The 18,568-nt window shown below is 59.6% G+C and carries 15 protein-coding genes; 8 read left to right on the plus strand and 7 right to left on the minus strand.

Translation table 11 applies throughout. The features are described 5' to 3' along the window. Positions 1 to 36: 36 nt before the first annotated feature. Positions 37 to 1,467 carry a methyl-accepting chemotaxis protein gene (locus NMD14_11460; GenBank protein XEI31411.1) on the plus strand — a complete coding sequence of 477 codons (1,431 nt, stop codon included), beginning with the start codon at positions 37 to 39 and terminating at the stop codon, positions 1,465 to 1,467. Between the two features lie 113 nt (positions 1,468 to 1,580). Then, a complete protein-coding gene (locus tag NMD14_11465) occupies positions 1,581 to 2,771 on the plus strand; it encodes a class I SAM-dependent methyltransferase (GenBank protein XEI31412.1) in 1,191 nt (396 codons plus the stop codon). A 245-nt stretch (positions 2,772 to 3,016) separates the two neighbouring features. Here NMD14_11465 and NMD14_11470 read toward each other — a convergent pair whose 3' ends face one another. Beyond that, entirely contained in the window at positions 3,017 to 3,445 is a 429-nt protein-coding gene (locus NMD14_11470; GenBank protein XEI31413.1) for a GNAT family N-acetyltransferase, read from the minus strand. A 407-nt stretch (positions 3,446 to 3,852) separates the two neighbouring features. Between NMD14_11470 and selD the strand changes: the two genes are divergently transcribed. The 4 genes from selD to NMD14_11490 are packed head-to-tail and all read left to right on the plus strand — an operon-like array spanning position 3,853 to position 7,036. Next, positions 3,853 to 4,890, plus strand: coding sequence for a selenide, water dikinase SelD (gene selD, locus NMD14_11475; protein XEI31414.1), 1,038 nt, complete (start codon positions 3,853 to 3,855; stop codon positions 4,888 to 4,890). After that, the gene (gene mnmH, locus NMD14_11480) at positions 4,887 to 5,993 is read left to right on the plus strand and encodes a tRNA 2-selenouridine(34) synthase MnmH (GenBank protein XEI31415.1); all 1,107 of its coding nucleotides are present in this window, start codon (positions 4,887 to 4,889) and stop codon (positions 5,991 to 5,993) included. Before selD ends, mnmH begins: the two co-directional genes overlap by 4 nt. A 52-nt stretch (positions 5,994 to 6,045) precedes the next feature. Next, positions 6,046 to 6,372, plus strand: coding sequence for a hypothetical protein (locus NMD14_11485; protein XEI31416.1), 327 nt, complete (start codon positions 6,046 to 6,048; stop codon positions 6,370 to 6,372). 19 nt (positions 6,373 to 6,391) lie between these two features. Next, on the plus strand, positions 6,392 to 7,036 hold the full coding sequence (locus NMD14_11490; protein ID XEI31417.1) for an MBL fold metallo-hydrolase: 645 nt from the start codon (positions 6,392 to 6,394) through the stop codon (positions 7,034 to 7,036). Positions 7,037 to 7,068: 32 nt separating this feature from the next. Here NMD14_11490 and NMD14_11495 read toward each other — a convergent pair whose 3' ends face one another. After that, complete coding sequence (locus NMD14_11495; protein XEI31418.1) at positions 7,069 to 8,058, minus strand: DUF2220 family protein; 990 nt, start codon at positions 8,056 to 8,058, stop codon at positions 7,069 to 7,071. A 211-nt stretch (positions 8,059 to 8,269) separates the two neighbouring features. Between NMD14_11495 and NMD14_11500 the strand changes: the two genes are divergently transcribed. Next, positions 8,270 to 9,511: a GPI inositol-deacylase gene (locus tag NMD14_11500; GenBank protein XEI31419.1), complete on the plus strand. Its 1,242-nt coding sequence runs from the start codon at positions 8,270 to 8,272 to the stop codon at positions 9,509 to 9,511. 321 nt (positions 9,512 to 9,832) lie between these two features. Here the strand turns inward: NMD14_11500 and mltA are convergent, their stop codons facing one another. After that, positions 9,833 to 10,984 (minus strand): murein transglycosylase A, encoded by a 1,152-nt coding sequence (mltA, locus tag NMD14_11505; protein ID XEI31420.1) that lies wholly within the window; start codon positions 10,982 to 10,984, stop codon positions 9,833 to 9,835. Between the two features lie 150 nt (positions 10,985 to 11,134). On the opposite strand from mltA, the gene NMD14_11510 reads away from it, so the two are divergent. Then, complete coding sequence (locus NMD14_11510) at positions 11,135 to 11,386, plus strand: DUF1289 domain-containing protein (GenBank protein ID XEI31421.1); 252 nt, start codon at positions 11,135 to 11,137, stop codon at positions 11,384 to 11,386. Positions 11,387 to 11,517: 131 nt separating this feature from the next. On the opposite strand, the gene NMD14_11515 is transcribed toward NMD14_11510, so the two are convergent. From NMD14_11515 to fadI, 4 genes are all read right to left on the minus strand, one after another. Then, on the minus strand, positions 11,518 to 12,987 hold the full coding sequence (locus tag NMD14_11515; protein ID XEI31422.1) for an inorganic phosphate transporter: 1,470 nt from the start codon (positions 12,985 to 12,987) through the stop codon (positions 11,518 to 11,520). Between the two features lie 582 nt (positions 12,988 to 13,569). Continuing rightward, positions 13,570 to 14,754 (minus strand): SAM-dependent methyltransferase, encoded by a 1,185-nt coding sequence (locus NMD14_11520; protein XEI31423.1) that lies wholly within the window; start codon positions 14,752 to 14,754, stop codon positions 13,570 to 13,572. A 181-nt stretch (positions 14,755 to 14,935) separates the two neighbouring features. After that, positions 14,936 to 17,083 (minus strand): fatty acid oxidation complex subunit alpha FadJ, encoded by a 2,148-nt coding sequence (fadJ, locus tag NMD14_11525; protein XEI31424.1) that lies wholly within the window; start codon positions 17,081 to 17,083, stop codon positions 14,936 to 14,938. Further along, positions 17,083 to 18,393 (minus strand): acetyl-CoA C-acyltransferase FadI, encoded by a 1,311-nt coding sequence (fadI, locus tag NMD14_11530; GenBank protein ID XEI31425.1) that lies wholly within the window; start codon positions 18,391 to 18,393, stop codon positions 17,083 to 17,085. Before fadI ends, fadJ begins: the two co-directional genes overlap by 1 nt. Positions 18,394 to 18,568: the final 175 nt, after the last annotated feature.

The following is an 18,568-nucleotide window of genomic DNA, read 5'->3' on the forward strand; positions in this document are numbered from 1 at the left end:
TGTGACACTCCCTCTTCTGCAGGATGCAGCTCCATTATGAAAGAAGTTAAATTCCGCTGGGTTGACCGCTATCTCATTCACCTCACCATCAGTGAAAAATTCCATATCGCATTCTGGTTACCCCTCTTTATCATCGCCTTTCTCAGCTGGTATATGCTGGCGGCCAGCCATCAACAGGAGATCACCTTGCGGGTTGCGCAGTTGCAGCAGCGAGTCGAGACCACGGCGCAGCTGGTTAGCCAGCAGCCCACTCTGGTGTTGCCTGCTGATCTGCGTCTGACCCGGCAAGGCAGCAGCGGGGTGCAGCAGCAGGGCAATCGCTACCTGTTTACCGCGCCAGCAGGTCAGGCGGGCTACGTCACCGGCGATCTCGATACCGGCAACCTCTCCATGTGGGACGGCCAAAGCTCAACCCTGCTCCTGATCGGCGCACTGGCCGCCCTGATGGCGCTGGTGATCCACTACCTGATGACCTTTGTCTCCGGTGCGCTTTACTCCACCAACAAGGCGCTGCAAACAGTGGCGGACGGAGATCTCACCTTCCGTCTCAACTTCTTCCCGGTGCGGGACGAGTTCTCCACCCTGGCGGGCAGCATCGACCGCTTTACCGACCGCCAGCACCAGATCGTCAAACTGGTGGAGGAGTCTGCCGAAGCGCTGACCATGGCCGCCGACGAGTTTCGTGACCATGCCCGCGAAGGCGAGACCATGGCGCGCTCGCAGCGCCAGCACATGGATTCATTGGCCACCGCCATGGAGCAGATGTCGGCGGCGATCCGCGAAGTGGCGCGCAATGCCAACGACACCCTGCAGCAGACCCGCCAGTCGAGCGAAGAGGCCGCCAATGGTGCCAACCGGGTAGCCCGTACCATCGAGGCGATCCGCACCCTGGCCGATGAGATTGGCAACGCCTCCGGCGCAGTCGAGCGGCTCACCCACAACGCCAACCGGATCAACGAAGTGGTCAACGTCATCAACGCCATCTCCCAGCAGACCAACCTGCTGGCCCTCAACGCCGCCATCGAAGCGGCCCGGGCCGGTGAGCAGGGTCGCGGCTTTGCGGTGGTAGCGGATGAGGTGCGTACCCTCGCCAGTCGTACCCAGCAGGCGACAGTGGAGATCCAGCTGATGATCGAAGAGCTGCAGACCGGTACCGGCGCCCTCAACGAGATTATGGAGAAAACCGTAGGGCGCGCCGCCAACAGCCAGCAACTCATCAGCGAGGTGGGGCTCGATATCGAAAAGCTGAGCAACCACAGCGATGCGGTGCTGGAGATGAGTACCCAGATTGCCACCGCCAGCGAGGAGCAAAGCTCGGTCGCCGCCGAGATCACCCACAATCTCGATCAGGTGCGCCATGAAGCGGCGCAGGTAGAAGAGACAGCCAGCGCCTCGGTAGCTGGCACTCAGGGGCTGAAAGCCACCGCCAGCGAGCTGTCTCAGGCTCTCAAGGGGATTAAGCTCTGACCATATGAGGCGCCAGAACAGGGCAACCCTATCCATTACACAGGGTTGTTTGAGTTTTACCTGCGGGCCACATAGAATGTGGCCCCTTTTCTTTCTACCATCGGCAAACACCCATGAGCGTTTTCATCTATCTCGTCAAAGGCCGCGAAAAATCCCTGCTGCGCCGTCACCCCTGGATCTTCTCCAAGGGGATTGAGCGGGTTGAAGGCAACCCCGTTGACGGCGATACCGTCGAGATCTATGCCAACGATGGCAAGTGGCTCGCCCGTGGCGCCTGGTCAGGCAGCTCCCAGATCCGTGCCAGGGTCTGGACCTTCGACAAGGATGAGACCGTCGATCTCGACTTCTTTATCCGTCGCCTCAAATATGCGCAGGAGTCCCGCGATCCGCTGATCAAGCGTCAGGGTCTCACCGGCTATCGCCTGTGCGCAGCCGAATCCGACGGCCTGCCGGGTCTGACCATCGACCGTTATGCCGATTTTCTGGTGTGCCAGATCCTCTCTGCCGGTGCCGAGTTCCAGCGCGAGCTGATCACCCAGGCGCTGCGTACCCTCTACCCAGAGTGCAGCATCTATGAGCGCTCCGACGTGGCGGTACGCAAGAAGGAAGGGCTGAAAGAGCGCACCGGCGTCATCTATGGCGAGACGCCGAACGAGCCGGTGGTGATCGAAGAGAACGGCGTGAAGATCCTGGTGGATATTCGCAACGGCCACAAAACCGGTTTCTATCTGGATCAGCGTGACAATCGTCAGGCGGCCGCCAAGTACACTGAAGGCAAGCGGGTGCTTAACTGCTTCAGCTATACCGGTGGTTTTGGCGTCTATGCCCTCAAGGGCGGTGCCAAAGAGTTGGTCAACGTCGATCTCTCCCAGAATGCGCTGGATATCGCCCGCCAGAATGCCGAGCTGAACGGGCTGGATACCAGCAACACCCAGTTTATCCGTCACGACGTGTTCAAGCTGCTGCGTGAATACCGCGAGAAGGGCGAGAAGTTCGACGTCATCGTGCTGGATCCGCCCAAGTTCGCCGAGAGCAAGGCCCAGCTACTGGGTGCCTGCCGCGGCTACAAGGACATCAACATGCTGGCGTTCCAGCTGCTGGCGCCGGGTGGCGTGCTGCTGACCTACTCCTGCTCTGGCCTGATGGAGCAGAGCCTGTTCCAGAAGATCGTGGCCGATGCGGCACTCGATGCCGGTCGCGATGCCCAGATCCTGGAGCTGCTCTCCCAGGCCTCCGATCACCCCATCGGTACCGCCTATCCGGAAGGTTTCTACCTCAAGGGTCTGGCAGTGCGCGCCCGCTGATCGGCCGTCATCTTCCCTTGTGATCAATCAGGCCCCTTGCGGGCCTGATTGTTTTGTTGCGCGCGTATAGACCTGATCCTAGCTCCCACCCGCCCCATTATTCCTCTCTGTGTGTTCTCCGCAGCCCTTGTCCTACTCTTCCCTGCTGCTGAGCGGCCCCTACCCCACGTTGGCAAGTCATGACAACGGGCGATGGCGCAAGCCGGATAAGTTAACCCCGCCCGGTCTGGATGAGCTGAACAGTCTTATGCCAGCTCATCCAGCACCAGCTCATTCAGACTGTTCATCACCCAGGCGCTCGGGTGCTGGTTAAATCCGAGCTTGGGGTAGTACGCCACCGCCTGCGGCGCAGCCAGCAGGATCAGCTTGCAGCCCGGCTGCAATTGCAAAAATGTCTCGCGAATAAGCGCTTTGCCAATCCCCTGCCCCTGCACCGACTCGGCCACCGCCAGATCCGAGAGGTAGCAACAAAAATGAAAATCGGTCACCGAGCGGGCCACCCCGACCAGGGTCTCGCCCTGCCAGGCGGTGATCAGCAAATTAGCGTGATCCAGCATGCCCTGCAGGGTGGCCGGATGATCCAGCGGCCGTCTCGCCCCGAGCGAGGTCTGCGCCAACAACGCCGCAAACTGCGCCGTGGTGATGGGGTGGTTAACCAAAAATGTGGTGGTCACTAAGCACTCCTCCTGATGGCGCTGCGGTTGCACGCGCTGTTGCGCTCTTTGACGCACGCTTGGCTGCATCTGTACTGCAATCAATCAGTGCGCGGCGGTTCCAGACCGATGACACGCACGTACGGGCAATTCGCTGCTGTTATATCAATTCCTGTTCGAACCCCAAGCGGCAAATGTGGCATAATGCCCCGTCCTGTGGCCCTTGGCGGGGCTGCGCTGGCGCACCTGGTCGCCCTTTTCTTCCCCGTCCGGCCTGGCGGTCATCCATCACTGCCAGTCATCGCTGCCCCTGTTGGCACCGAGGCCACCCATATTTGCGGCTTCTTGTCTTTCTGTCTACAAGGCCGCCCATTGACCAAGACGGCTCCACAGAGCCTCTGCTCTGTTTGCAAATAAAAGGGGTAAGTATGTCTTCCATTCGTCTGACCCAATACAGCCACGGCGCTGGCTGTGGCTGCAAAATCTCTCCCAAGGTGCTCGACACCATTCTCAAGAGCCAGATCCCGGGCTTCAACGACCCGACCCTGATCGTTGGCAACAGCAGCAAGGATGACGCGGCCGTGGTCGATATCGGCAACGGTCAGGGCATTGTCTCCACCACCGACTTCTTCATGCCTATCGTCGATGACCCCTTCACCTTTGGCCGCATCGCCGCCACCAACGCCATCAGCGATATCTACGCCATGGGCGGCAAGCCTATCGTTGCCATCGCCATCCTCGGCTGGCCCATCAATACCCTGCCCGCCGAAGTGGCCCAGCAGGTGATCGACGGCGGTCGTCAGGTGTGCCATGAAGCGGGGATTTCGCTGGCCGGTGGCCACAGTATCGACGCTCCCGAGCCCATCTTCGGCCTCGCGGTGACCGGTATCGTGCCCCTTGACGCCATCAAGCAGAACGACACCGCCAAGGTGGGTGATACCCTCTATCTGACCAAGCCCCTCGGTATCGGCATCCTCACCACCGCCCAGAAGAAGGGCAAGCTCAAGCCGGAACACGAGCAACTGGCCCCCAACGCCATGTGCACCCTCAACAAGATCGGCCAGCGCTTTGCCGAGCTGCCGGATGTGCACGCCATGACCGACGTCACCGGTTTTGGTCTGGCTGGCCATCTGCTGGAGATGTGTGAAGGCTCTGGCGTCAGCGCCCGCCTCGACTTCAAGGCGCTGCCGCTGCTGGACGAGGTGGATTACTACCTGAGTGAGGGCTGCGTACCGGGCGGGACCCTGCGCAACCACGACTCCTACGGCCACAAGCTCGATGCCATGGACGATCGCACCCGCAACATCATGTGCGACCCGCAAACCAGCGGCGGCCTGCTGGTCGCCGTGGGTAAAGAGAGCGAAGCCGAGCTGCTCGCCATCGCGCAAGACGCTGGCCTTGCGCTCTCACCCATCGGTCAGATCAAGCCCCTTGAGGGCGCCCGCTTTATCGAGATTGTCCAATGAGTGAATTGCCACTGGCCACGGACTACGCCCAACTCTTTTTGGACGATGTGCCGTTGATTGATGTGCGCGCCCCCATCGAGTTCAAGGAGGGGGCCTTCCCCTGCTCGACCAATCTGCCCTTGATGACTGACGATGAGCGCGCCCAGGTGGGGACCTGCTTCAAGAAGCAGGGTCAGGCCGCCGCCATTGAGCTTGGACACAAGCTGGTGGGGGGAGCAGTACGTGCCGAGCGACTCGAAGGCTGGCTGGCGCAGTTGCGCCAGCAGCCCGATGCCGTGCTCTACTGCTTTCGCGGCGGCCTGCGCTCGCAAACCGTACAACAGTGGCTGGCTGATGCGGGAGTGACTCGCCCCCGCGTCGCCGGTGGCTACAAGGAGCTGCGCCGTTTTCTGATCGACACCCAGGACAAGGCCTCTGCCGAGTGTCGCTGGAGCGTGCTGACCGGCATGACCGGCTCCGGCAAGACCCATATGCTCGATCAGGTGACCCAGGCGGTGGATCTGGAGGGGCATGCCCATCACAGGGGCTCGTCGTTTGGTCAGCTGCCCGGCGGCCAGCCCAGCAACATCAACTTTGAAAACAGCCTCGCCATCGAGCTGCTCAAGCGCCGCCATCAGGGCGAGCATGCCTTCGTGGTCGAAGATGAGAGTCGCTTGATCGGCCGCTGCTGCCTGCCCCTCTCCCTCCATGAGGCCATGAGTCAGGCACCGCTGGTGGTGGTGGACGTTCCGCAAATCGATCGCGCCGAGCAGATCCGTGAAGATTACGTGCACGATCTCTGGCTGCGCTATCAAGCCATGTATGGCCAGGAAGCCGGTTGGCCGCTGTTTGCCGCCTATCTCACCGATGCGTTGGCCCGTCTCAAGCGCCGTCTCGGCGATCAGGCCCACCGCGAGCTGGATGCCCTGATGCAAACCGCCCTCACCGAGCAGGAAAAGAGCGGCGATACCGCGCTGCATCTGGCCTGGATCACCTTGCTGCTGACCCGCTACTACGACCCCATGTATCTCTATCAGCTTGGCAACAAGCAGGAGCGCATCGTGTTTCGCGGTGACAAGCAGGCCTGCCTCGACTATTTCGCCGAGCAGCAGAGTAAAACCTAAAGATTCGGAAGATGAATAGCATGCAGAATGTAGATTGAGGAGAAATGCTTGTATGACAAAGAGCGTTCAGCTATGCCTTTTAATTCTCCATGCAATATTTCCTCTTGCCATGCTAATCATTTTCCCTGAATTAGGTTTTCTAACTCTGATTGTTCTTGGCATGGCCTCTGTATGCTCAGCAGGAATAATGCAGGCCGTACTAAGATTGCCTTTTATCACTGATGGTGTAAGAGCATTTGTGCTCATTGTCATTGCTACATTACCACTCACGATATGGCTTTTCTGTCCTACTGTAAGTTTCATTTTTCTGATTAAAGTTGCTTTTTGTGCCGTTATAGCTGCTGGAGTTTTTCTTTCCTTACCTAGCGATCACAACTAACTCATCTATAGGACCTCACATGTTGAAATTCGAGGTGATCCCGGTCACCCAGTTCGCCCAGAACTGCTCCCTCATCTGGTGTGACGAGACCCATCAGGCGGCCCTGATCGATCCGGGCGGCGAAGCGGACAAACTGCTGGCCGCCATCGCCAAACGCGGCCTGACCCTGACCCACATCCTGCTGACCCACGGTCATCTGGATCATGTGGGTGCCGCCGCCGAGCTGCGGGAAAAAACTGGCGTCGCCATTACAGGCCCCCACAAGGAGGACGCCTTCTGGCTCGACATGCTGCCCCAGCAGAGCCAGATGTTCGGCTTCGCCCATACCCCCGCGTTCACGCCGGATCGCTGGCTTGAGCAGGGTGACAAGGTACAGCTTGGCCAGTGCGAGCTGGATGTCTACTTCTGCCCCGGCCACACCCCGGGCCATATCGTGCTGCTCTCCCAAGCCGAACAGCTCGCCTGGGTTGGCGACGTGCTGTTTGCCGGCAGCATCGGCCGCACCGACTTTCCTCGTGGCGATCACGGCACGCTGATCAAGTCGATCACCGAGACCCTGCTGCCGCTGGGCGACGAAATCGTCTTTATCCCGGGCCACGGCCCCAGCTCCACCTTTGGCCGCGAGAAGGTAAGCAACCCCTACCTGACCCAGCCTATCTGGTGATCAAGAAGGCAGCGGTGTTAGCCGCTGCCCTTTCAACTGCCCGCAACGACCAATGGCCAGCACTGCCAGCATACGGCCCGAAGCAACACCTCCTGTTCCAGCCAAGCACCGTTGGACATCAACTCATCAAGCCAGGGCAGCGAGCCCCTCATCCCCTTCTCATCCATCCACGCGGTCGATCGCCAGGGCACCTTGCCACTGTCTGCCGCAAACGTGCGTACCGGGCGGGCGTAGTGATCAAGATAAGGTTGCAGCACACAGGGAAGCCAGAGCATGACAGGACGCTGTAGCTCGCGCCCCAGCTCGACGGCAATATCGATACCCCGTTGATCGAGATCGCCAAAATGGGCCCACTGCACACCCGCAGGCAACAGCGGGATCAACTGTTTGGCCAGGGTGGTATTGCGACCGGGAGTAAAGAGCAGCAGTTGCCCGGGTTGCAGCGGGTAGTCGACAAAGGCCCCCTTGTTCTCCACCGTAATAACCCGCGCACCTTGCCAGCTGATGGCCACAAGGGTTGCCAATGCCCGCTCCGGCAACGCCAATTCGCCCAGCAGCGCTATCACCGCCGTCATATCGTGCTGCTGGCCGTGCAGATCGACCAGTGACAGCGGTTCGAGGGTACGCAGGCGGATCACCTCATCTTGCGTGAGCGTCAGATCCGCAAGCAGTGGCTCTGCAAGGCATCCTGAGCGCGAATGCTTACTGTCCCCATGCCAGAGGGCATGAAAGCTGGCCTGATTGAGCCGTGTTGGCAAACTCACGCCCAGGCTTTGTAGTTGTTCACGCTTGTCCGGTTCGGGGGGCACCACCTGCGCCAATTGCCCAGCGAGATAAGTCCGCCCAGTCTCGGTCAGCACATAAAGAGCGCCACGTCCAACCGGCCTGATCCCGCCAACAGCCTGCAACAGCTCCTTCAGCTTGCGACCATGCTGACTCTCAAGCGAGCAGCCCTTTTCGTTCTGGCTATCGAGCAACCGTGCACACAGCGCCTGTACCCGGACTTCATCAAACAGCGACATCCTCACCTCCCATGCAGCTTCATATGACGAAGTAGAGGTGATTTTCCCTGTCATTACCGTGACCGGCTTCGCAAGCGGTTCTCATCAGCCCAACCTTGCCCGGCCCGATACTGGTAAACCCGCCACAAACGGCGCAAGCTGGTTTGATATAGAGATACACTGCGCTCTTCGCGGCACGACAACGCGATACCCGCTTTCACAAGGGCTTGCCATGACCGACGCCACAGACCCATCGCCATCCTCTTCCTGGCATCTATCGGATATCCGCGAGCTGGTGCACCTGCTGACCCTGGCGCTGCCCGCCGCGGTAGAGATCACCGAAGCGGTACACCAGGCGGTACTGAGCGGTATGGGGCTCAAGGGTCGGGATGAGGGAAAAACAGCCGGCATCACCGGGCTGGTCTACAAGGGAGTGCATGGCGCCGCCAACACCCTGGGCAGCGGTATCAGCCATCTGCTCAGCCGCCTGCCAGCCACACCGCCACCCCACCAGATCCCCGAAACCCCGAAGCGTGCGGCCCTTATCGCCACCCTCAACGGCGTGTTGGGGGACAAGCTGGTCGAGCACCACAATGCCCTCGCCACTCCCATGACGCTGCGCTATCAAGGCAAGCCCCTCGATTGGCAGGCAATGCCGGAGGATCTACCCCGCGAGGGACGGGTGCTGTTGATGGTGCATGGCCTCTGCATGAACGATCTGCAGTGGCAGACCGAGCATCAAGGCAAACCGGTCAATCACGGGGAGCAACTTGCCGCCGCACTTGGCTATCAGCCTCTTTACTTGCGCTACAACTCGGGCCTGCCCATTGCACAGAACGGGCAGCAACTTGCCCTGTTGCTGGAGCAGCTGCTCGCCCACTGGCCGGGACAACTTCACGAGATCAACGTGCTGGGCTACAGCATGGGAGGACTGGTTGCCCGCAGCGCCTGCCACCATGCCAGACTGGCCGGGCTCAGCTGGCCTGCGCACCTTGCCAACCAGATCTTTCTTGGCACGCCACACCACGGTGCGCCGCTCGAACATGCCGGGCACTGGCTGGAGCAACTGCTGCCCGCCACAGCCTACAGCGAACCCTTCGTCAGACTGGCACGGCTGCGCAGTGCAGGCATCAAGGATCTGCGCCACGGCAAGGTGATCGATGCCGTCGCACCGCCCGATCCCGCCGTGCCCTCACAGGATCCCCGCGCGCCACTCCCCTTGCCCGGCGGCGTCAACTGCTATGCCATCGCCGCGACGACCGCCGCCAAGCGCAGCCTGCTGGCCGACCGGCTGATTGGCGATGGGCTGGTGCCGCTACGCAGCGCCCTCGGCCAGCACAGCGAGGCGCGCCATCAGCTGGCCTTTCTGCCCGCCCATACCCTGATTGTCTATCGCACCAGCCATATGGCCCTGCTCGGCAGCCCGCAGGTTGGCCAGCAACTGCTGCGCTGGCTCAGCCCCTTGCAGCCATAGCGAGCTGGCTATTAAAGCAACAGAGTGCTGGTTCACAAAGAAGCCCTGTGGCACGTTGGGACGTTGAAGGAAAGACCACACTGACACCTTGCGTGTCACCACTGCAAAGGAGCGCCACCGATGGCCAAAGCAAGCAAGAAAGAGATCAAGAAGAAGATCGCCGCTCGTCTTGAGAAGATTGCCAAGCATGAAGGCAAGATCAAGAAGCTGAAGAAGGCCCTGAAGTAGGGCCCACCGCATAAGAAAAACCGCCAGCTGGCGGTTTTTTATTTTCTCATTTGTGTGCTTTTCAGGGCGCCCTGTGTGGCGCCCATCACCAGGTTACAGCCAAGGCGCCGCGGTCGGCCCGTGCTGCAGGCCCAATTTCCAAACCCGGCCAAAATGCTTGTAGTGACCGGCCGCGACACCGGCCTTCTCGCCCATGCCGTGATAGAGATCGAGGTGGCCCTTCTTCACTGCCCCGCCCACATCCAGCGCAATCAATAGCCGCAACTGGTGCTTGCCGGTCCAGTTGCCCTCTGTGTCAAGCAAAGGGACTTCGGCGAGGATCGGCGTGCCCATCGGCAACAGGGTCTTGTCAGCCGCAACGGCTGCCAGCGGCAGCAGCGGGATACCGGCAGCACCGATCACATCATTAGTGGGGCGACGCTCGAAGAAAACATAGGAAGGGTTCTGCTCCACCAACTCCTTAACGCTCTCCTCCGGCTGACGGTTGGCCCACTCCTTGATAGCCTTCATCGACATTTGTTCTTTGGGCACTTCACCGCGATCGATCAGCACCCGACCAATACTCACGTAACCGTGACCGTTTTTACCGCTGTAACCCAGATATTGCAGCCGATTATCATCCCCGTAGTGGACAAAGCCCGAGCCCTGCACATCCATCAAAAAGTTGTCGATAAGAGACTTGCTGTAGCCCAGCTCCAGCCCGCGGTTGGCCAACGCACCTTGATGGATCTGGGCCCGGCTGGGGCAACGGCCACCGCAGTTTGGCATCGCGTAGAGGGGGTATTTATACTTGGCATCCGGACGGTGGCGCACCTCCAGCACCGGCGAGTAGTAACCGGTAAACAGCACGTTGCCCATGCGATCGGCGCCACCCAACTGAGCCAGGCTGATGCCGTAACGAGTGATATTAGCGGGATCCCCACCACCGGCAACCCAGCGAGAGAGCTGCTGATAGAGCTCACCATAGCGGCTCGCCATGCGGCTGGAGCGCTGCAGCACGATGCGGCTCTGCTGACTGAATTTGCTGAAATCGGACGGCTTACGGCTATTGACCCGCGCGACCCTCACCAGATCGTCCGGCAAGGTTCCGTCAAGATACTGCTTCCCCAGATTCTCCGGCAGCGTACAGTTGAGAAAGCATTTGTCGCCGGTCTGTTTTTTTGGCACGTTTGCTTTCTCAGCATTGCCTGCACAACCAGCCAGACCCAGTACTGCGGCGGTCAGCCAGTAAGCGTGTTTATTCATATGTCCTCATATAACACCAAGGGTTATGTTCGGCGGGGAAGATGCCAAATTTGCAGGGGGAAAGCAAACGACATCAACCACGTGACGCAAGGTTTCTCGAAATGGGATCCGCCGGGTTATAACAAGGTGACAGGATGTGCGAGGTGATGGATGGAACAGCTCGAAATATTCCCGCTGCAAAGCCCCTGTATCGGGGTCTGCGAAGTGAACAACAAAGGCTACTGCAAGGGGTGCCTGCGCAATCGCGAAGAGCGTTTCAACTGGCTCGCCATGACCCCCGCCCAGCAACAGGATGTAATGCGTCTGTGTCGCAACCGCAAAGCCCGAGTTGACGCTGCCCGCCGCAAGGCACAGGAAGGCGCCCCCAGCGAACCGCAAGCACAGCCCGGCTGGGATTTCTGACTCGCCCCAGCCATCTCTGCGTACCCTATTCTTGCACCCACGAGTCACTATCTATTTCGCATATAAAAATGCCGCCCGCTCTTTCGAGCGGGCGGCATTGGCATTGCGATGCGCGTTATGAGCGCGACAGATCAACCAAACAGATGGTGGCTGACGATGAACAGGCCGCCGGAGAGCAGCATGGTCAGCGGCAGGGTCAATACCCAGGCCATCAGGATGGTCTTGATGGTCTGGCTCTGCAGGCCGGATTTGTTGGCTACCATGGTACCCGCCACCGCAGAGGAGAGGATGTGGGTGGTGGACACCGGCATACCGGTCAAACTGGCGACCCCGATGGAGGTTGCCGCCGTGATCTGGGCCGCAATGCCCTGGCTGTAGGTCATGCCGGTGGAGCCGATCTTCTCGCCCACGGTATGGACGATACGACGCCAGCCCACCATGGTGCCACAACCGAGCGCCAGCGCGATGGAGACGATCACCCAGGTCGGTGCGTATTCAGCGGTCGCGGTCAGATCCTTGCGCCATTTGGCCAGATCGGTCAGCTCCTTGGCGGGCAGCGGCAGTTTGGCAGCCTTACGGGCGGTGTCATCGATACAGAGCAGCAGACGACGCACTTCGCGGCGGTCGGTCAGGCCCATCTGATCATAAGTACGCACGGCACCCAGACGGGCATCCAGGGTGGCCATCGCCTGCAGCACGCCGTCGGCGGAGCAGTGGGTCATCAGCTCTTCCTGGGCCGTTGCCGGTGCTGAGAAGTTGATGACGCCAGAGAGGGCAGGCTGGTTGCGCTGGTAGATCTCCATGATGCGCTCGTTGGCATCCTGGGTCCGGTCCAGGTCATAAGAGCGGCTGTTCATGTCCAGCGCGAAATAGGCTGGCGCCATGCAGATCAGCACCAGCATCACCAGACCGATGCCCTTCTGGCCATCGTTGGAGCCGTGCACGAAGCTGACGCCCATGGCCGAGGCCACCAGGGTAAGACGCGCCCAGAACGGCGGGTGTTTCTTGCCATCCACCAGCTGACGCTCTTCCGGCGTTTTGTGGATCTTGTTGCTGGTCCAGATGCGCTTCATCGCCAGCAGCAACAGCGCCGCGATGATGAAACCGATGGTGGGAGAGATGATGAGGGAAAGCATGATGTCGATCGCTTTGCCCACGTTGATCCCTTCGGTCACCGGTTTATGGGTGATCCAGGCATAGGCGCCGCCTACCCCCAGAATGGAACCGATCAAAGTATGTGAACTGGAGGCCGGGATCCCGAAGAACCAGGTGCCCAAGTTCCACACGATGGCGGAGAACAGCAAGGAGAAGACCATGATCAACCCTTGGGTGGAGTCCATCCCAAGCAGCAGGTCGATGGGCAGCAGATGGACGATGGCATAGGCCACCCCCAGACCGCCGAACATGACGCCAAAAAAGTTGAAGATCCCCGATGCGACGACCGCCAGGTGAGCTGGCATCGCCTTGGTATAGATAACCGTTGCTACCGCGTTGGCGGTATCGTGAAAGCCGTTGATAAATTCATAGGCCAGCACAAAAAAAACGGCCAATACCAAACCGATTGACCACCACAAACCCAAACCACTAAACATTTCAAACATAAAAACAAACCTGTTTATGAGTTGCGGCGGATTATGCCAGATGGCGGCCAACACCATAGCTACCATTGAAATATTTCAGCCATAAAAAAAAAGAGCTTTTTTAAAAAAAATATCCTAGAGCCAGTGTTTATGCGGCTTGTCGCCAATTAATTAAAGCCATCAACGATTGCAAGAAAGGGCAAAAATAGCTGATAGTTAAGCCAATAACTGCCTTATCATGACGTTTTTATGACAGAAAAATAGGCAAAAATGGTGATAAAACGTACCGACCCTGCCAATCTCATCCGACCAGCACCGCAAACCCCATACCCGTTCCTGATCCCCATGATTAGCCGTCACTCTGAACGATACTATTCTTCATGTATTAAGGACCTTAAAAAGGTGTAAATAAAAACCACATTAAATCACAAGGTGCTGTTTTAATTGATTTTTCACCTTTGTTCTGCGGGTGCGTTTTTTGATTGAAATCCCCATCAGCATTCATGCACCGGTCGCGCAACCCGCCATGCATTATTCGTGGAGAAAAAAATGGCTGACAAAGGCAGCTTGTCAGTCATGGTCAAGACGCGATGCGTGTGATATTCAGCGACGCACTGCGCGGATCAAAATATTGCGCGGGGTCATGGGTTTGGCACAAAACTCCCCCACTTCGACCTGATAGCCCTGCTCTTGTAAAAAGATCGCGCGATCAAGCGCCAGCCAGATCTCGAGGGGACGACGAAACAGGTGTCGAACCAGCTCCATACGAAAAACATCACCAAAACGACGCTCCCCTTGTGCCAGTAATGCGCAGTAATCCAGCCCGACAGGCAAGGTTATACCCTTACGCTCTGCCGCCCATGCGCAGAATGCCTCGAAACTGCCGGTAAGCAGACTTTTTTGCATATTGGGCACCGGCAGATACTCATCAACGCCGCGAACCTGCCGCTGCAGGCAATCAAATCCAAGCCGCCATACCACTTCCAGTTGCCGTAGACGGGCGATACGCGCACCGCCAGTCACCATCTCCTGCAACGGCAGCTTGAGATCCGTCTTGCTCAATACCAGTTCGCTGGCACTGGCCATCGCCGATAACGGGCGATAGTGGCTAGTGCGGATCAGGTGATAGCAGCAGGGGGAGATGGTTACCCCGCTGGCACTGCGCTCGGCAACCAGCGCCAGCAGATGGGTGTGTAACTCGCCGCAGGCATGGAGTGCCATGGCGTGGTGCTCGGGGGCGATCAGCGCCGCCGACGCGGGCGCAAAGGCGTCGGCACAGGTAAAGCTCATGTCGGCGCCATCTCGCTCGGCCAGCAACCGCCCCTCGACGCAGAGCTTATCCTGCAACTCAAGACTCAGGATGCGAGCCTTTCGATGGCACGACACCAACCGCCCAAGGTGGCCTTTGCCCGCGCACCACTCCAGATAGGGGCCCTGATGAGCCGGCAGACAGGCGATGAACGACTCGATCTGGGCCTGTTTGCGCCCCGGCATATGCAGCGCCATCTTCTTGCTGCAGGTGATGGGTTCTGGCGTGAAAGACGCTAGCTGGCTAAGTTGCTGCAGTTCGGCACCTTCGGCAATCCAGGGGGCAAGCAGCGTGCTGAGGGCATCCATGTCGGCATCGAGCTCTGACAACTGGGCAAGCGTCAGCGCATTTAACTGCGCCGCCAGCTCAGGGGCCTCATCGACGAAGGCCATGCCCTGGTGATGGTATGGCTGATATTGCCACCAGCGCCGATAGCGGGTGAGCAATCTATCCAGTTGTTGAAAACGTTGAGCCAGCACGCGCGCCTCTGCCTTGCAGTCAAAAAGAGGCTCATTCTAGCGATCCCGTTTCAAATTGCACCCTCAATACCCGTGTCTGACCGCAGATAACCATGGCGGCAAGCAGACACCACACGAACAAAACAAAGCGGCCCGCATGGTGTGCGGGCCTCTTTACCTTGCGGTCAATTGGCAGCGGTGATCAGTAGAAGGTCTGCTGCTCTGCGGCCATCGCCTTGAGGCGGGCACAGGGGGCGAACCGGTCGCCGTGGCGCTTCTGGTAATACTCCAGACGGCCAACCAGATGATCGATCCCGAGCTTGTCCATGTAGCGGAATGGGCCGCCGAGGAAAGGCGGGAAACCGATGCCGAAGATGGCCCCGATATCGCCATCACGGGCCGAGGCCACCACCCCGCTGTCCAGCGCCATGGCCGCTTCGTTGAGCATCAGCAGCACGCAGCGCTCGGCGATCTCCTGACGGGCCAGCTTGGCGGAAGGCTTGATCCCGAGCACGCCATAGACGCTCTCGTCCACCGTTTTCTTGCCCTCTTTGCCGGTCAGCTTGTTGCGCGGTGCCGCCTTGCCGTAGAGGTAGAAGCCCTTGCCGTTCTTGCGTCCCTTGCGATCATTTTGCAGCAGCTTGTCGAACGCCTTGGGCGCCTGGAACTGCTCGCCACCCAGCTCTTTCTCGAGGATGGGGGAGATCTTGGCCCCCACATCGATACCCACCTCATCGAGCAAGGTGATGGGGCCAACCGGGAAACCAAAGTCCAGCAGTGCGCTATCCAGCACCTCCACCGGCTCCCCTTCCAGCACCAGTCGCGCCGCTTCGTTCATGTAGGGGGCCAGGATGCGGTTGACGTAGAAACCGGCTTCGTCCTTCACCACGATGGGCGTTTTGCCCTGAGCGCGAGCAAAGGCCAGGGTGGTGGCGACCGTCTCGGCACTGGTGCCGGCGTGCGGGATGATCTCCGCCAGCGGCATCTTGTCCACCGGGCTGAAATAGTGCAGCCCGACGATCCGCTCCGGGTGCGCCGCCTCTGCCGCAATCTGGTTGATGGGCAGTGAAGAGGTGTTGGAGGCAAACACCGTGTGTTCACCGCACTCGCGCTCCACATCCTTCACCATCTGATGCTTGAGCGCGAGATCTTCAAACACCGCCTCCACCACCATGTCGACCCGGTGGAAACCGGAGTAGTCGAGGGTGCCGGTCAGCAGGCTCATCTGCTTTTCCAGTTCGCTGCGCAGGATGTGACGGCGCTTGAGCTTCTTGGCCAGAATGTCGTAGCTATAGCGCATGGCATTGCCGATCCCGGCGCTCGCCACATCCTTGATCCGCACCGGCACGCCCGCCTTGGTGGCGGTGACAAATGCGATGCCGCCGCCCATCAGACCACCGCCCAGCACGGCGGCATGGGCCACCTTGCGCGGCTCGGCCCCCTGATAGGTGACCTCTTTCTTCATCTCGGTGGTGGCAAAGAAGATAGAGCGCAGGGCCGCAGACTCAGCCGTCATTACCAGCTCGCCAAAGTGGCGGGACTCGGCGGCCAGACCGGCCTTCATCCCCTCCTCCACGCCGATGCGCACCACCTCGAGGATCCGCTCCGGCGCCGGGTAATTGCCACGGGTCTTGGCTTTCACCCCCTTGCTGGCCTGATCGAACAGTACCTTGCGGCCCAGCTTGTTGGTCTCCAGCACCTTGCCCTGCAGATCCCGTTTCAACTGATGGCGCGGTTTGCCCTTCTTGGCCAGCTTGATGGCAGCCTCCAGCAGGATGGAGGGTGGCACTACATCGTCCACCAGCCCCAATTTCTTGGCTTGTTTGGCCCGCACCTGCTTACCGGTCAGCATCAGATCCAGCGCCTTGGCCACCCCGATAAGGCGCGGCAGACGCTGGGTACCGCCAGAGCCCGGCAGCAGACCGAGCTGAACTTCCGGCAATCCCAGCACAGATTTGCCGTGATCGGTCACCACCCGGCCATGACAGGCCAGCGCCAGCTCCAACCCGCCACCGAGGCAGGGGCCGTGGATAGCGGCGATCACCGGAATGGTCAGCCCCTCGATCTCGGCAAAGATCTCCTGCCCTTCCCGCGACAGGGTCTCGGCATCCTTGGCACTGGTGCAGGCGGCCAGCATGGTGATGTCAGCGCCGGCGATGAAGGAGTCCTTCTTGCCGGAGGTGATCACCAGACCGATCAAATCCTTGTTGCGTTTCACTTCGGCCAGTACGGTGCGGATCTCCTCCACAAAGGCGGCCTTGAGGGTATTCATGCTCTCGCCCGGCACATCCATGGTGAGGATGCCGATACCATCTTTACGAACATCCAGGGAAAAAGTCTTAGCGCTCATCATTCAACCTCCAACACCATAGCCACGCCCAATCCACCCGCCGCGCAGGCGGTGTTGAGCCCCAATCCCCCGCCGCGACGACGCAGCTCGTGCAGGGTCTGGGTGATCATCCGCGCACCGGTCGCGGCAAAGGGGTGGCCATAAGCCAGCGAACCACCGAGGACGTTGAACTTCTCCATGTCCACCTCGCCGATGGCCTGATCGCGGCCCAATTTGCCCCGGGCAAACTCGGTGCTTGCAAACATTTTGAGGTTGGCCAGAGTCTGGGCGGCAAAGGCTTCGTGCATGTCGATCAGAGTCAGATCGCTGAGCGTGATACCAGCTCTGTCCAGCGCCAGCGGGGTGGCGTAGGAGGGGCCCATCAGCATGTCTTGCCACACATCGATGGCTGAGAAAGCGAAGCTGCGGATATAGCCCAACGGCTCGAGGCCCAGCTCTTTCGCCCGACCTTCGCGCATCAGCAACACAGCGGCGGCGCCATCGGTCAGCGGGGTGGCATTGGCCGCCGTCACTGTGCCATGGACCCGGTCAAACACCGGTTTGAGCTTGGCGTAACTCGCAAGATCCGAGCTTTCGCGAATATTGTTGTCCCGCTCCAGCGGCGACTTGTAGGGCGGGACATGGGCGGTAAACACCTCGCCACTGAGCTTGCCATCAGCCCAGGCCTGCGCGGCCAGGGTGTGGGAGCGGTGAGCCAGCGCATCTTGCGCCTCGCGGCTGATCTGGTGGCTCTTGGCCATCTGCTCAGCCGTCTGCCCCATGGAGAGGCCGGTGGAATACTCGGCCACCGCAGGCGGCACCGGCAGCAGATCCTTGACCCGCAACTGACGCAGTATATTGAAGCGCTGCTGTAAATTGCGCGCCTTGTTGAGATCCACCAAAGCGCGAGCCAGCGTCTTGCTCACCCCAATAGGCAACACAGAAGAGGAGTCGGCGCCGCCAGCGATGGCGATATCCACGGTGCCGGCCATGATGGATTCGGTGACGTTGGCGACGGCCTGGAAACTGGTGGCACAGGCGCGGGAGACACTATAGGCATCGGTATTGACGCTCATGCCGGTCCCGAGCACGATCTCGCGAGCAATGTTGGGGGCTTCCGGCATCTGCACCACCTGACCAAACACCAGCTGGTCGATAAGCATGGGATCGAGATCGGTGCGGGCGAGCAGCTCGCTCACCACCAGTTTGCCGAGATCAACTGCAGGCACGCCATGAAAGGCCGTCGCCTGCTTGGCAAAAGGGGTTCGCAGCCCCGCCACGACGGCAATCCGTTCGCCCTGGCGAGTCGTCAGTTTCAATGGCTGTTTCATCCTGGCTCCTTGGTTAAACGCAAAGATTATAAGGTAGAGGTCTGACCTCATTGCGCCACATCTTAACAATCCAATCACAAGTTTCATACAGCTGATTGAAACTAAATGAAGCGCGGTAAGGCCCCGTAGCTCGCCCTTGGGGAGCAACTGGGGTATAAAAAGATCATCTTCCATA

It is taken from the genome of Aeromonas veronii (assembly GCA_041319085.1).
Classification (GTDB): domain Bacteria; phylum Pseudomonadota; class Gammaproteobacteria; order Enterobacterales; family Aeromonadaceae; genus Aeromonas; species Aeromonas veronii_F.

Excerpts from the sequence above, each read along its gene's own strand:
- mltA (XEI31420.1), bottom strand. The coding sequence starts at position 10,984 with ATGAATAAACACGCTTACTGGCTGACCGCCGCAGTACTGGGTCTGGCT.
- NMD14_11515 (XEI31422.1), bottom strand. The coding sequence starts at position 12,987 with ATGTTTGAAATGTTTAGTGGTTTGGGTTTGTGGTGGTCAATCGGTTTG.
- NMD14_11485 (XEI31416.1), top strand. The coding sequence starts at position 6,046 with ATGACAAAGAGCGTTCAGCTATGCCTTTTAATTCTCCATGCAATATTT.
- fadI (XEI31425.1), bottom strand. The coding sequence starts at position 18,393 with ATGAAACAGCCATTGAAACTGACGACTCGCCAGGGCGAACGGATTGCC.
- NMD14_11490 (XEI31417.1), top strand. The coding sequence starts at position 6,392 with ATGTTGAAATTCGAGGTGATCCCGGTCACCCAGTTCGCCCAGAACTGC.
- NMD14_11495 (XEI31418.1), bottom strand. The coding sequence starts at position 8,058 with ATGTCGCTGTTTGATGAAGTCCGGGTACAGGCGCTGTGTGCACGGTTG.
- NMD14_11465 (XEI31412.1), top strand. The coding sequence starts at position 1,581 with ATGAGCGTTTTCATCTATCTCGTCAAAGGCCGCGAAAAATCCCTGCTG.
- selD (XEI31414.1), top strand. The coding sequence starts at position 3,853 with ATGTCTTCCATTCGTCTGACCCAATACAGCCACGGCGCTGGCTGTGGC.
- NMD14_11500 (XEI31419.1), top strand. The coding sequence starts at position 8,270 with ATGACCGACGCCACAGACCCATCGCCATCCTCTTCCTGGCATCTATCG.
- NMD14_11510 (XEI31421.1), top strand. The coding sequence starts at position 11,135 with ATGGAACAGCTCGAAATATTCCCGCTGCAAAGCCCCTGTATCGGGGTC.
- fadJ (XEI31424.1), bottom strand. The coding sequence starts at position 17,083 with ATGAGCGCTAAGACTTTTTCCCTGGATGTTCGTAAAGATGGTATCGGC.
- mnmH (XEI31415.1), top strand. The coding sequence starts at position 4,887 with ATGAGTGAATTGCCACTGGCCACGGACTACGCCCAACTCTTTTTGGAC.
- NMD14_11460 (XEI31411.1), top strand. The coding sequence starts at position 37 with ATGAAAGAAGTTAAATTCCGCTGGGTTGACCGCTATCTCATTCACCTC.